At 62.6% G+C, this 14,912-nt stretch carries 7 protein-coding genes; 3 read left to right on the top strand and 4 right to left on the bottom strand.

Annotated features, from left to right (window positions below; all coding sequences use genetic code 11):
• The first annotated feature begins 47 nt into the window (after window positions 1-47).
• Entirely contained in the window at window positions 48-1,301 is a 1,254-nt protein-coding gene (tyrS, locus tag GL4_RS08450) for a tyrosine--tRNA ligase (RefSeq protein ID WP_045366639.1), read from the top strand.
• Here the strand turns inward: tyrS and GL4_RS08445 are convergent.
• Entirely contained in the window at window positions 1,298-4,984 is a 3,687-nt protein-coding gene (locus GL4_RS08445; protein WP_045366636.1) for a YhdP family protein, read from the bottom strand. The two genes, tyrS and GL4_RS08445, sit on opposite strands and share 4 nt — an antisense overlap.
• Before the next feature lie 636 nt (window positions 4,985-5,620).
• On the opposite strand from GL4_RS08445, the gene GL4_RS17765 reads away from it, so the two are divergent.
• On the top strand, window positions 5,621-6,025 hold the full coding sequence (locus GL4_RS17765; RefSeq protein ID WP_172653324.1) for a bactofilin family protein: 405 nt from the start codon (window positions 5,621-5,623) through the stop codon (window positions 6,023-6,025).
• An 84-nt stretch (window positions 6,026-6,109) separates the two neighbouring features.
• On the opposite strand, the gene prfB is transcribed toward GL4_RS17765, so the two are convergent.
• From prfB to GL4_RS08425, 3 genes are all read right to left on the bottom strand, one after another.
• Window positions 6,110-7,229 (bottom strand): peptide chain release factor 2 gene (gene prfB, locus GL4_RS08435; protein ID WP_425283168.1). Its coding sequence is split into 2 segments (ribosomal slippage): window positions 6,110-7,162 and window positions 7,164-7,229, totalling 1,119 coding nucleotides; the frame shifts between segments, so codons are not numbered across the junction.
• Window positions 7,230-7,350: 121 nt separating this feature from the next.
• Window positions 7,351-9,978, bottom strand: coding sequence for a penicillin-binding protein 1A (locus GL4_RS08430; protein WP_082025576.1), 2,628 nt, complete (start codon window positions 9,976-9,978; stop codon window positions 7,351-7,353).
• 147 nt (window positions 9,979-10,125) lie between these two features.
• Entirely contained in the window at window positions 10,126-11,358 is a 1,233-nt protein-coding gene (locus GL4_RS08425) for an N-acetylmuramoyl-L-alanine amidase (RefSeq protein ID WP_082025575.1), read from the bottom strand.
• A gap of 657 nt (window positions 11,359-12,015) precedes the next feature.
• On the opposite strand from GL4_RS08425, the gene GL4_RS08420 reads away from it, so the two are divergent.
• Window positions 12,016-14,898 carry an Rne/Rng family ribonuclease gene (locus GL4_RS08420; RefSeq protein ID WP_045366624.1) on the top strand — a complete coding sequence of 961 codons (2,883 nt, stop codon included), beginning with the start codon at window positions 12,016-12,018 and terminating at the stop codon, window positions 14,896-14,898.
• Window positions 14,899-14,912 lie beyond the last annotated feature (14 nt).

The raw sequence follows: 14,912 nt of genomic DNA, 5'->3' as shown, positions 1-14,912 counted from the left end.
GCGCACGCCGCGCTCGATTCCATTCGCTACACTCCGCACGTCCGACGATGAGCACCGCAAAGTCCGACCTTCTTCACGAGCTTTCCGCACGCGGCTATATCCACCAGTGCACCGACGAGGCCGGGCTGGACGCGCTTGCCCGCAAAGAGATCATCACCGGTTACATCGGCTTCGATTGCACGGCCCCCAGCCTGCATGTGGGCAATCTCGTCAGCATCATGCTGCTGAGGAAGCTGCAGCAGACGGGACACCGGCCCATCGTGCTGATCGGCGGCGGCACGACGAAGGTCGGCGACCCCTCGGGAAAAGACGAATCCCGCAAGCTGCTTGACGACGCGACGATCGCCTCGAATATCGAGGGCATTCAGCGGGTCTTTTCGAAGTTCGTCACCTTCGGAACCGGGGATCGCGATGCGATCCTCCTGAACAACGCCGAGTGGCTGGAAAAGCTGAATTACATTTCATTCCTGCGCGACTACGGGCGGCATTTCAGCGTCAACCGCATGCTCAGCCAGGACTCGGTGAAGCTCCGGCTCGACCGTGAGCAGAATCTCAGCTTCATCGAATTCAACTACATGGTGCTCCAAGCCTACGACTTCGTGGAGCTGCACCGGCGCGAAGGGTGCCGCTTGCAAATGGGCGGGTCCGACCAATGGGGCAATATCGTCACCGGCATCGAACTCGGACGGCGGACCGACGGGGTCGAATTGTTCGGCGTGACCACGCCCCTACTCACGACCGCCTCCGGCGCCAAGATGGGCAAGACGGCCGACGGCGCTGTCTGGCTCAACCCCGACATGCTGTCACCTTACGACTACTGGCAGTTTTGGCGGAACGCCGAGGACGCAGACGTGCCGCGCTTCCTCAAGCTCTTCACAGAACTCCCGCTCGACGAGATCGACAGGCTGGCCGCACTTGAGGGCGCCGAACTCAACGACGCCAAGAAGATCCTCGCAACGGAAGCGACGGCGCTCGTTCACGGACGCGAGGCGGCGGACCAGGCGGCGGAGACAGCGCGCGCCACGTTCGAACAGGGGCAACTCGCGTCCGAACTGCCGACGATCGAAATCTCGCAGGCGGAGCTTCAAAACGGCTTCGGCGTGCTCACGGCCAGCGTTCAGGCGGGTTTCGTGAAATCCACCGGTGAGGCGCGCCGCCAGGTCAAGGGTGGCGGGCTGAAGGTTAATGATGTCCCGGTGAACGACGAACGGCAGGTCCTGACTCCGGCCGACCTCACCGCGGACGGTGTGATCAAGCTGTCGCTCGGCAAGAAGCGTCACGCCCTGATCCGGCCGGTCTAGTTCAGACCCCGCCGCTCTCGCGCATTTTGCAGCGGACGCAGACGCCGCTTCTTGCGGGACCTTTCCGTGCCGGTGTTCTCTTCCCACGTCTCCGCGCCAGCCGATGTCGTCCCTTGGGGCACGCCGCTGTTGAAATCGAAAATCTGGCGGAAGATGCCGGGCGTCATCACCGACATCGGATTGACCAGCACGGTCGGGTCGTCGAGCTTGCCTTTGATGGCGAAGGTGATGCCCACGACGCCCTCGCCTTGCCGGCCGACCAGGACGCGCCCGAGAACGGGAACCGCGCCTAAGGCCGAGTTCAGTCCGTAAAGCGGCACGTAGGTTCCGCCCAAGTCGAGCTTCCGCGCATTGAAATCGATCGTTCCACGCAATGTCGCACCGAGTTCAGGACCGTTCACATAGGCATCGTCGAGCTGGAACTTTCCGCCGCCGGCGATGAAGGGCGCGCGCAGTCGCCGGAACACGATCCGACGTTTGACGTCATGCTGGTGCTGACCGAGCGCCGCCGCCGAACTCGGATCGCTGAGGACATCGGCGACGACACTGTCGCCGACGATAGCGAAATCACGGACACGCAGTGTGCCGGATTTCCGAACGCCTCCCGCATCCATGTTGACCCGCAGCGATGCAATACCGCCCTGGATGCTGCGGTAGAAGCCGATCAGGCGGAAGGCCGTGCCGGCGTCGTCCGCGTTGGCCACGAGGACTCGGGCGCCACTACTATTCTGAAGCTCGACATTGGCCGACTTCTGACCACCGAGAAGGCCCCGGCCGTTGAGAGCGACCAGTTCGCCCGCGCGCTTCGTCAGAGCAACGTCCACATCCGTCGCGTAGCTGTTGTCGTATCCAACGAGCCGACCGATTTTGGCCGTCAGATCGATATTCGTGTCATCGTCCGATTCCGCCCTGGCGCTGTCCGTCAGTTGATCGGCGGAAATCAAAGTGCGGAAAAACTCTCTCGCATCGTAGGACGGACCCTCGGCATGAATTTGCATCACGCCGTCGTCACGCCGCTGCGCCTGGATGGACATTTCCGTGAGCGTGCCGACCGCAAACTTGGGAAACGAGAGCGCCGTAATCGCATTGTCAGTGTCCAGGGCAACCTGTCCGGAAATCGCAATATCCTTTCCGGTAATCTGAAAGTCCTCGAGATCCGTCGAGCCGTCGGGCTTCTTGTTCACGACGAAGCTGAGCTTCGCCTCCTGACCGGGCTGTTTCTTCCAACCAAAGGCATGGAACAGGAGCTCGGCATCCGTGAGGTCACCGACCATCGTCATCCTCGACGTATCCGGCTGACCTGTCCCTTTGCTCAGACCGCTGAGATAGAGCGTCACCGGCATGGGGCCTTTGACGATGTCGTTGACCTTGAGGCCGAGCTTGTCCCGCGATGCCGCATCCAGAATCGAGGTCACCGAGATTGGCGGCTGATCGCTCTCGGGCGCATAGAAGAGCCGCTGCCAGTGCACCGACGCCGGCACGCCCTTGATTGTCACATTGCCCGACGCGCTGACGCCTTCGCTCGTTAGGTTGACGTCGACAACCCCACCCTCGATCGCAAGATCCCCGACGAGGCCCGGCGTGATGGCATTCTGCAGGTGCGCCACGCCCGCGATCTTGATGTCCCTGGGCTTGAGGGTCTCCACGAGCGGAATATTGAAGGTGAACTCGCCCGTGGCCGTACCGCCGAGAAAGTCCGGCTTCAATCCCACGCCGGTGATGAAACCGAATGGCTCGTAATCGAGAAGCGTCGTAACCGCCGGCGTCGGCGCCGCTCCGCGGAATGTCACAACGCCCATATTCGGATTGTCTCGGATGTCCGCGACGAAGAACCGCCCGTCACTGACGTCGATCTCCATGCCGTTGGACACCGTGACCTTGCCTGCGGGGATGTCCACCGAGAACTGCGCGCCGGCGAGCTTCAATGTGCCCTCGCCCGTATGGACGGGCGGCAGTTCCGGAATATACGCAACCGCCGTATCGGTGAACTTCAGGTCCATCTGGACGGACTCGGCGGGAATGGGCCTATGCTGCTTGATGTCGTCGAGCATTCCGGGTTTGAGCGCGACCTTGAACGAGCCGCCCAGAACCTGGCCGCCTTCGACATTTTCCAAGACCCATTGACGCGCCGCGCCGGCGAGAAACCGTGGCCAGATCTGCTTGAACATTTCCATCGGCATCGGGCTGATCGTGCCGGACAACCGGACCGCGGGGTCGCCGAACGTGTCCTTGATTTCGCCCTTGGCGACGATCTCCGCGTCGCCCGCCCGGATGACAAAGCGCGAGATCCTCACACTGCCGTCCGCGGCCGACACGCTGCCTTTCAAAAGCCATTTATCGACCTCGGTCGGACCGAGGCCGAACTCCTCGACACCGAGAACAGAGTCGTCGGCTTTGATGTCGAAGTTCCAGGACTGAACCTCATTCTTCTCATCGAAGACCGGAACGAACGCACCGCTGAAAGTCGCATGAGAATTCTCGCCCCATCGCAGCGTGGACGGGGCAAGCTCGATGACTCGGGTCTCCTTGATGTAGCGAAGCGTGAGTTCGCCGCGCTCGATCCGCACGGGCGTATCCGGATCCCAGGGCGGGGTGATCTGGCCAGGCGCCAAGCGGACCTTCGCCTCTCCGCCAATGAAGTCTCCGTTGGGCGCCAGATTCGCCAAGGCTTCGCCGTCCACGGCCATATCCAACGCCCGCAGCAAGCCGATCGTCGGGAAGTTGCCGGCGATTCCGGAGGGCACCAAGTTGTTGACCAAAATCTGCGTCTCGAGCCCCTTGGTGTTGGCCTTCTGGGCCGTGCGAACCTCCAACTGCCAATCGCCACGACTCGACGCCACATTGGCATTGCCGACAAGGACGCTCCGGCGATCGTGGTGCTCCAGGTTGAGTGCGAAGTCGGGCACCTGCCAGAAAGTCTGCGCACCGTCCCTGTACAGGACGACGATCGAGTCCTTCAGGCCAAAGCGCGTCAGGTAGGATGTGTCGGACCGGCGGACACGCTGGAACGCTTCATTGACGGCATTGGTCAGATTGAAGCGCTTGGCGCTCTTCGCGGGCTCAACCGGCGGCTCGGCCGTTTGCGGGTCCGAAGCGATCGGGCCCCGCATGAGCGGAGCCCCATCTTCGCCCGGTTTGGAAAAGGCCAAAGACAGGCCGTTCTGCTCGTTATAGGTCATGAGCAACCGCGATCCGATGAAGTCGACACTGCCCGCCGCGATCTTGCCCGACAGCAGCGCCGAGCCGCTGAGGCCGACCGCAGCCAGCGGCGCTTGCGCCACGACCTCGCCCTCCGTGTCGATCAAGCGGACATCGCGCAAACGCAGGACCACGCCAGGACCGTGTTCGCTCCGCTGGAGAACAGCGTCATCGATTTTCACCGTCAGGTCGGTCAACTGATCGTTGATCGCATGCTCGATAGGCGGCACGAGGCCCGGCAGCGAAATGGGCCCGCGCGACAGACGCCCATAGCCCAAGACGATGACAATCAGCCCAAGAACGAAAACCCCGGCGAAAATCTCCCTGAACACATGGGCGCCGCGAGACGACAGTCTTGCCAGCTGAACCTGCACCGGCGCCGGGACGGCCTTGACCAGTTGGCGTCCTTGCTCCGGCAGTGTCCGGATGGCCTTGCCGCCATGCTTGGTAATCTTGGCGAGGGCTCCTGCGATCTGTTCGTCCATTCAGTCACAGACCCCAATGACGTGCCGGGGTCTCCATGCCGCGCTCGAGTTAGGGACGCTGTTTCGCATGCTTCGCCTCCGCGGCATCGCATTCTCTGCCCGCTGCGTACCCAGGCCATCGAGCCGAGGCGATCTGAGCCCCGCCTGTCTCGTAATTCCGGTACAAGGAAACATGTCCGGCGCGCGCTGGCGCAAGCGTGTCGTTACCATGTGCGCGAGGCAACGCTAAGGTCTCGTTGGATTTAGATGGTTCAAAATCGGCTAAACCAAGGCGAATCAAGCTCTAAGCAGAACTAGGCACACCCTAGCGCAAGGCAATGATAAGCAACATGACAAGACAGGCCGGAAACGATAAAGTTTACGGAGCAACAGGGTGTTGCGCCTTGGTCGTCTACGCCGCCATAGCGAATTTCTATGGGCGTAACGGCTTTGGTTGTGTGGGCCCGAATGCCGGGTTGTATTGCGCGCTGCGTCACGCGTTTTGAGGGGGAGAGCCCAGCGATGTTCACAAAGAAACCTGAGCCGAGCAGTCCAATGGCCAAGCTGGGTGGCGAACGGCCCAGCCCTGTTCCGGAACCCAAATCGTCACCGTTCACCGAGAGGCCCTCGTCCCCGCCGAAGCCAGCGGGTCCGGCGATGGGAAAGATGATCCCGTCCATCATCGGCGAGGACCTCACGATCGAGGGCAACGTGTCGTCGAAAGGCGAGATTCAGGTCGACGGTCAGATTAAGGGCGACGTGCACTGCGGCTCCCTCCTCCTAGGCGACAAGGCCCAGGTCGACGGCTCCGTCATCGCCGAAGACGTCGTCATCCGCGGGAAGGTTCTGGGATCCATCCGGGGACTGCGCGTCAGTCTTCAGTCCCAGTCCCATGTCGAGGGCGACATCTATCACCAGAGTCTGGCGATCGAGCAAGGCGCCTACTTCGAAGGTAAGTCCCGCCGGTCGGACAACCCGCTCGCTGATGAATCCTCGGGCGCCGGACACAGTGCGCCCGCGCCGTCCGCGGGCAACCCGTTCTCGAGCAACGCCGCCGAGTAGCACTCGCTACTGACAGCGTCGGCAGAAATTCCGAAGCCGTGGGCGGGCTCCCGTCCACGGCTTTTTTTAGTCACGGGTTTGCCGTTAAGCGCTCGTCTTGGCGTCGGCACTGATCCGCTCTGCCAGAGCCGCCTCGATGAATCCGTCGATGTCTCCATCCAGAACTGCCGGCGGGTTCGTATTCTCTACGCCCGTGCGCAAGTCCTTCACCAACTGATAGGGCTGCAGCACATAGGAGCGGATCTGGTGCCCCCAGCCGATCTCGGATTTGGATGCGGCTGAAGCCGTTGCTTCCTCCTCGCGGCGCTTGAGCTCGGCTTCGTAGAGACGTGCACGGAGCATCGACCACGCGGTCGCACGGTTCTTGTGCTGCGACCGCTCGTTCTGACACTGCACCACGATCCCCGTCGGCATGTGTGTAATACGCACGGCGCTGTCCGTCGTGTTCACGTGCTGACCGCCCGCCCCCGACGCACGATACGTGTCGATCCGAACGTCCTTCTCCTCGATATCAATCTCGATCGCATCGTCGATCGCCGGATAGACCCAGACCGAGGCAAAGCTCGTGTGACGGCGCGCATTGGAGTCGAATGGAGAAATGCGCACCAGGCGGTGCACCCCGGACTCCGTCTTGAGCCAGCCATAAGCGTTCAGCCCCTTGATCAGAATGGTCGCCGACTTGATGCCCGCTTCTTCGCCAGGGCTTTCGCCGATCAGCTCGACTTTGTAGCCACGGTTCTCGGCCCAACGCATGTACATGCGCTCCAGCATCTGAGCCCAGTCCTGGCTCTCCGTGCCGCCAGCGCCCGCATGAATCTCCGCGTACGCATCGTTTGCGTCGGCCTCGCCTGAAAGCAGCGCCTCGACCTCGCGCTTGTGCGCCTCCTTGCGCAACGTACGCAATGAGTCCTCCGCCTCGGTGACAATGCTCTCGTCGCCCTCCTCCTCGCCGAGTGCGGCAAGCGTCAGATTGTCGTCGAGTTCCGTCCGAATGCTGTCGTAGGCGGCGAGTGCGGCCTCGAGTTGCTGGCGCTCGCGCATCAGCCCTTGCGCGCGCGCGGCGTCGTTCCAGAAATCCGGATCTTCGGCTTCGCGGTCGAGCTCCGTCAGGCGTGCCCTTGCTTGGTCAGGGTCAAAGATGCCTCCGCAACAAGGAGAGCGACTCTTTGATCTCGTTTACAAGCGCCTCTGTTTCCGCTCGCATCCTATCCTCGTAATGTCTTCTTGATGTCTTCTTGGTTCGTGGAACAAAGGCAGGCGCGGAACCGGTCCGCACCCACGCTCTCTCATATCATCGGATTGCCGCCGATGCCCTTAGTCGCCGGTCAGAAACGGCCGAAAAATCCACGCCTCTGGCGGCGGGGCTGAGGCTGTGGCTGGGCCGCCGGCGGCGGGCTCGCAGCCTGCTGCTGCGCCGCGGCAGGCGCTGCGGCCGCAGTCGGATAGTTCGGGAAGGATTCGCCCTGCCCGCCTTCATCGTCCTGAGCGCCCTGCGCGGCAGCAGCTGCGGCGGCGGAGACCTGCTCAGGCTTGAACGCTTCCATGACGGTTCCCGGCTGACCTTTTCGGGCCGGCAGGCCGGTCTGATGGCTCACAGGCACCATGATCGCGCCCGGGGGAGCGCGGAACGGTTTCGGTGGCACACCTTCCAAGGCCTCTTCAAAGAATTGCTTCACGATCGGCGCCGCAAGACCGCCGCCCGTCGCGCTGCGGCCCATGGGCTTCGGCTGGTCGTATCCCACATAGGAGCCGACAACGAGGTCCGGCGTATACCCAATGAACCAGGCGTCCTTGTAGTTGTTGGTCGTCCCAGTCTTGCCCGCAATGGGCCGGCCGAGGGATGCCAAACGCCGGGCCGTACCGGACGTCACGACGCCCTCCATGATACCGACCATCTGGAACGCCGCGATCGGGTCCACAACCTGCTCTTTGACCTCGACGAGTTCCGGCTCAGCCTGGTTCGTCCATTCGCGCGCCGCACACCCGTCGCAGTCGCGCTTGTCGTGTTTCCATATCGTGCGCCCATAGCGATTCTGGATACGGTCGATAAACGTCGCCTCGACCTTCTTGCCGCCGTTCGCAATCATCGAGTAGGCCGTCACCATGCGGAGAAGCGTGGTCTCGCCTGCGCCAAGAGACATGGACAGCGCCGGCATCAGATTGTCGTAGACGCCGAACCGCCGCGCGTATTCTGCAATGACAGGCATGCCGATATCCCGCGACAGTCGCACCGTCATCAGGTTCCGCGACTTCTCGATGCCCCGGCGCAGCGTCGAGGGTCCAGCCCCGCCGCCGGAATAGTTTTTCGGGCACCAGGGAGGCATGCCGCGTCCTTGGCTCACGCAGATGCGTCCGTCGAGAATGACGCTGTTCGGCGCATACCCGTTATCCAGGGCCGTGAGATAGATCAGCGGCTTGAACGAAGAGCCCGGCTGCCGCAGAGCCTGGGTGGCACGGTCGAACTGGCTTTGGTGAAAGCTGAATCCGCCGGCAATGGCGAGAACGCGGCCAGAATGCGGATCCATCGCCACAAGCGCACCACTGACTTTGGGGACTTGCTGGAGAGACCATTCGCCTGCCACCACTTCGGTCTCGGTCGACTCTGTCTCCTCGTCCCCTTCCTCCTTTTTCGCCGTCTTCTCTACCGGGGCAACGTAGACCACGTCGCCCGGCTTCAGAGCTGACTTGATCGGCTTTCTGGTCCACCGGACCTGCGCTGCCGGGATGGTGCCGGTTTCGCGTTCCGTGACCAGTTGGCCTTGCTTGTCGCGGCCTGGACGCAGCCCGATCTTCGCATCGGTGTTGCTCACCTCGAGCACGACCGCGAGCCGCCACGGCTCGATATCGCTCCAAACCGGAATGTCGGCGAGGGTCTTGCCCCAGTCACCGGAGATATCGATCGTCTTTTCGGGGCCGCGCCAGCCGCCATTCGCACGGTCGTATTTCGTCAACCCGTCGACGAGCGCTTCGCGCGCGATCGCCTGCATGCGGGGATTGAGCGACGTGCGAACCGAGAATCCGCCGCCGTAGAGCTTGTCTTCTCCGAAACGGTCCAGAATTTCGCGGCGGACTTCCTCGGCGAAATACTCCGAAGCGTGAATGCGCGGACCGTATCTTTTTGCAAGGACGGTCAGCGGCTTTGCCTTGGCGGCCTCGCCCTCTTCAGGCGTCGCATAGCCGTTCTCGACGATCCGGTCGATAACCCAGTTACGACGGGCGAGAGCACGCTTCTGGTGCTTGATGGGATGGTAGCGGCTGGGCGCCTTCGGTAGCACGGCCAGATAGGCCGCCTCTTCCAGCGTGAGCTCGTTCAGCGCCTTGTCCCAATAGCGCTGAGCCGCGGCTGCGACGCCGTAGGCGCCGCCGCCGAGATAGATCTCGTTGAGATAGAGCTCGAGGATCTGGTCTTTCGTGAACGCACGCTCGATACGGATAGCGAGGATCGCCTCCTTCAGCTTGCGTTCGATGTTCTGATCGCTCGTGAGCAGGAAGTTCTTAGCGACCTGCTGCGTGATGGTCGAAGCGCCCTGCTTTCCGCCGCCACCCGACTGCATGGCGCTGAGGTTGGCGACGAGCGCGCGAACGATACCTTGAATATCCAAGCCGCCATGCTGGTAGAAGTTCTTGTCCTCGGCGGAGAGAAACGCGTCGATGACCCGCTTGGGCACAGCCGTGATCGGCACGTAGATGCGGCGCTGGCGCGCGTACTCGGCGATCAGGCGTCCATCGTCGGCATGAATGCGCGTCATGACCGGCGGCTCGTAGCGGGCGAGATTCTCGTAGTCGGGCAGTTCCTGGGAGACCTTCCACAGGACGAAGGCGACCGCGCCCGCGACGGCGATAGACAGGATCATGCACGCGGCAAAGACAAAGCCTAAGAGCCGCAAGAAAAACCCGCCGCGCTTCTTCTTTTTCCCCTGCTTAGGGGGCTTGACCGGTGCCGTAATGTCCATGTGAGCTCTACTGATTTGCCCCGCCTGCCAAACCAGCGGGAGTCCCAACTTCAACCTACCCAAGAATATGGCAACAAAACGCACTAGTCCCGTGGAATCCGGGGATTCCGGGCCACCGACGCAGGCCCCTACCGGCCGCTCCTGGGGCTAGAACGGGGCTCGGGCGAGACGTTTCTTGAAATAATTGTCGACGGCGTCGCTGATGGCTCCCGCCATGCGCTCGTGCCAGACCTCCGAGGTGAGCTGTTTCTCGTCCTCCTCGTTCGACAGGAATCCGAGTTCCAAGAGGACCGACGGGACGTCCGGCGCCTTCAGGACCCGGAAGCCTGCAGAGCGCAGCTGCTTGGTATGGAGCCGGCCCTTCGCGGCCAGTTCCCCCACAATGGACCGGGCCATCACCACCGAGCGGTTGTTGGTCTCGCGCTGGGCCAAATCGATCAGGATATTCGTGACGACCTCGTCGGAGTCCTTCGGCAGCTCCACACCGGCAATCGCGTCCGAAAGGTTCTCCTTGGCGGCTAAGGCCCTCGCCTCTTCGTCGCTTGCTTCCTCGGAGAGCGTGAAGACCGTGGCGCCGCGCACGTCTTCGATCTCCGCCGAAAAATAGTCGGCGTGGAGCGAAATGAACAAGCCGGCGCCCTTCTCCCGGGCGTATTTGACCCGCTCCTTCAGCGGCAGGAACGTGTCGTCATCCCGTGTCATGTACACGTGATAGCGATCGGTGGCTTCCAGCTTCTTTCGCAGCCGCTTGGCGAACGCCAGAACCACGTCCTTCTCCTGAACGCCGTTGGCGCTCTTGGCGCCCGGGTCAACACCGCCGTGACCGGGATCCAGGACCACGACGGGCTTTTCATCGCTTGACGGCGCCATCGCCAGCGGCATGGGACTTGGTTCAGACTCTGCTGCCTTGCTGCGCTGCTCCTGCTGTCTTGCCAGGAAGGTTTTCTCGTCCGTCGGCACGAGGTCGATCACGAGCCGTGCCGGCTGATCGTCGCGCGCCCCGAGCACGAAGGAACGATCGATCAGAAACGGACCGCTGATGTCCAAGACGATGCGCGACTTGCCGGGTGCGAAGAGCCCATAGCGAAAGGCCGTGACGAGCCCGCGCTTCTCGTTGCCTATTCCGTCCGGCATCTGAAAACTGACATCCGCGGCGTCGACAATGACCCGGTAGGGATTGCCGAGGGCGAACACGTTCACATCGACTTTCTTGGACAGATCGGCAATGAAGCGGGTGCGCTCGCGATCTCCGGCCAGGCGCGCGTCCTGCGCGACCGCTCCGCGTTCGGCCCTTGCAGGTAGAGTGGCGGTCGCGAACGCAAGGGTTCCGACGGGGAGCGCCAGAAGCAACGCCAATGCTCTCCCCGCCAAATGTCGCATGATGCGCATTTCGTCCTACTTGACCTACTCGCACTCTGCCTTGCGCACCAAACGCGACGAGAGCCGTTTCGTTCACATTGAGCGGCTCCGGAGACCTTTTTGCGGCCTCGTGGTGCCCCAAATCGATCCTCGGCAGGACCCAATTATTAACCACGTCTGGTTAAGCGTCCGTTGTGATGCAGGGCCGATCTGACTGACGGCACTTGCCAAATATCCCGGCAACACCCTAATAGTGGGTGACTCATGTCAATGAGTCTCAAGCCCTTGGACGCTGATCGGCGGGACGGGCAAAACCAATTTGGCGCGTCGAGCCTTCGAAAAGCGGCTCTGACGCAGGAATGCGGCGGCAATTGAAGGATTAAGTGCCGCCTTAGCACATAACGGGCCTCAGCGTTTGAATTGCGGCCCTTAGGAAAATCGCGATGCAGAGTCAGGGCGGCCAGTTAAGCTACCGGAATCACGGTGCTTTCCCATTGCCCCTTTGTGCTCGGCGGCTGACACAGTCCGCTCCCCGAAGCCCCGTAGACGGGTTTTCGGCGGGGCATCGTCTGCATTTATGGACGACTTACATTAGGTCCGCGCGGCCCTTAGGCCCGGGCCCGGCGAAACGGCTGACGCCGTTCACCGCCGAACGCCGCGCGGCGGAGAACATACAACATGGCAAACAAGATGCTTATCGATGCGGCGCATCCGGAGGAGACCCGGGTCGTCGTAAAGGGAAATCGTGTCGAGGAATTTGATTACGAATCCGCAAGTAAAAAACAGCTAAGAGGCAATATCTACCTCGCAAAAGTCACGCGGGTAGAGCCGTCTCTCCAGGCCGCTTTCGTCGATTACGGCGGAAACCGGCACGGCTTCTTGGCCTTTACTGAAATTCATCCCGATTATTATCAGATCCCGGTTGCGGATCGCCAAGCGCTCCTCGAAGAGGAGGCCGCCGAGCAAAGCCGTGCCTCCGCCGAGGAGGCGGCAGAGGACGATGCCGCGTCGAGCGGCGGACGCCGGCGCGGACGCCGGCGCCGTGGGCGCGGCCGCGGAGACTCCCGCAGGGACGAACGCAAGCAGGAGACCGCGGCGGACGACGACACGTCCTCCCTGAACGCGCTGCCGATTGCGACCTTCGAACTCGACGATGACGACGAGGTCGATACGACGCCGCGTGACGAACGCGACGACGATGACGGCTCCGATATCCAGCTCGAGGCCTCCGATCTGGTCCACGAAGTGTCCGAGCCCGCAGAGGCGCCGGCCGAGGAAGACGATGCCGAGGCTGCAGCCTCGAATGACGGGCCGCAAAGCGAAGATGCCTCTGACGACGATGTTGTCGAGGCGCGTAAGCCGGAGTCCTCGGACGACGATGCCGACGCCGAAGACCATGCCGATGACGACAGCGATCACAGCGAAGACTCGGACGACGATGCCGACGACGACGAGTCCGACGATGACGACGACTCCGACGATGACGACCCGGACGACGACGAGCGTGGCGACCGCCGTAAGTCGGCCAAGGATCGCGTCGAGTCCGTGGGTTCGGAGGATGCGCTCGAGGAATTGCCTGAGCGCGCCCGACGCCGTCGCGGCCGCCCCTACAAGATCCAAGAGGTCATTCGCCGGCGTCAGATCATTCTGGTTCAGGTGGTGAAGGAAGAGCGCGGCAATAAGGGCGCGGCACTCACGACCTACCTTTCCCTCGCGGGCCGTTACACGGTTCTGATGCCGAACACCGCGCGCGGCGGCGGTATTTCCCGCAAGATCACCCAACCGACGGACCGCAAGCGTCTGCGCGAGATCGCGGGCGAGCTCGAGGTGCCGGAAGGCATGGGGCTGATCATTCGCACCGCCGGCGCTCAGCGGACCAAGACCGAAATCAAACGCGACTACGACTATCTACTGCGCTTGTGGGAGACCGTTCGCGACCTCACCCTGGGCTCGACGGCCCCTGCCCTCGTCTACGAGGAAGGCAGCCTGATCAAGCGCTCGATCCGCGATCTTTACAACAAGGACATCGACGAGGTCCTGGTTGCCGGCGACGACGCCTACCGCGAGGCCAAGGACTTCATGCGCATGCTCATGCCGAGCCATGCCAAGAATGTGAAGCCCTACAAGGAACCGGAACCGATCTTCATTCGGTATCAGGTCGAGCGGCAATTGGCGGCGATGTTCTCTCCGCAAGTGACGCTTAGGTCAGGTGGCTACATCGTCATCAATCAGACGGAAGCTCTCGTCTCCGTCGATGTGAACTCGGGCAAGGCTACGCGCGAGCACAATATCGAAGACACCGCGCTCAAGACCAATATGGAAGCCGCCGAAGAGATCGCGCGGCAGCTGCGCCTGCGCGACCTTGCCGGCCTCATCGTGATCGACTTCATCGACATGGACGAGCGCCGCAACAACAGGCAAGTCGAGCGTCGCTTGAAAGACGCACTGAAGAACGACCGGGCGCGTATCCAGGTTGGACGCATCAGCGCCTTCGGCCTCTTGGAAATGTCGCGTCAGCGCCTGCGGACCGGCGTTCTCGAAGGCTCGACCAATGCCTGCGCCATGTGCCAGGGCACCGGTATCGTACGCTCGGTGGAGTCGGTCGCGCTCGACATTCTGCGGTCGATCGAAGACCGCCTCATCACCGACGGAGTGGTGCCGCTCAGCGCCACGACCGCGGTCGATGTCGCGCTCTACATTCTCAATCAGAAGCGTGCGCACCTGAAGGATATCGAGGCGCGCTACGAGGTACCCATAACCGTTGAGGCCGATAAGGACCTGCATATCCCGCAGTTCGTCATCGAGCGTTCCACGGAAGGCAGTCTGGCGTCCGGCGACAGTGCCGTCGTCCAAATGGATTGGGCGCATCACCGCGAAGAGGCTTCGCAAGCCGAAGACGGCGACGGGGAGTCCGGCAAGCGGCGTTCGCGACGGCGGCGGGGCCGTGGTCGTGGCCGCGGCGAAGGCGATTCCGACACCGAGAGCCAGACGGCCGAGGCCTCGTCCTCCGACGAGGAAGCCGCGGCCGGCGGTTCGGACAACGAAGCGGCCGACGGCGATTCCGAGCAGCAACCCCGCAAATCACGCCGCAGAGGGCGTCGTGGCGGCCGACGCGGTCGCGGGCGCGGTCAGCGCAATGCCTCGGATCAGTCGCCCGATCAGCAGGACGCGCAAAGTGACGACGCTGTTGCGAGCAGCGATACGGGCTCCGCGGACTCCGAGACGAGTGACACGACCTCCGAGCCTGTTTCCATGCACAATGCCGAAACCCAAGACAATCGGGATCGAGCCGACACACCGGCGGACAACGCGCCTTCCGAGGACACGCCGGTTCGCGAGGTCTCGGTCAGCGAGTACGTCGCCGAGACCACGGCCGAGGAGCAGGACGACGATGACGCCGAACAATCATCCGAGCCTGCGTCCCGCAGCCCGGAGCCCGCGCTCAGCATCGCCTCGTCACGGGACGAACCTGTCGAGCCGGACCCGAAGCCGGAAATTCGCATCGAGAGCGAAGGCAAGGAGCCGGAGCGCCAGCGTAAGGGCTGGTGGTCGCGCGGTTAGTCAGCGTTCGACGC

The sequence above is a fragment of the Methyloceanibacter caenitepidi genome (assembly GCF_000828475.1).
In the GTDB taxonomy this organism is placed as follows: Bacteria; Pseudomonadota; Alphaproteobacteria; order Rhizobiales; family Methyloligellaceae; genus Methyloceanibacter; species Methyloceanibacter caenitepidi.
The sequence above is the reverse complement of the archived record's forward strand: the minus strand, read 5'-3'. Positions and strand labels throughout refer to the sequence as shown.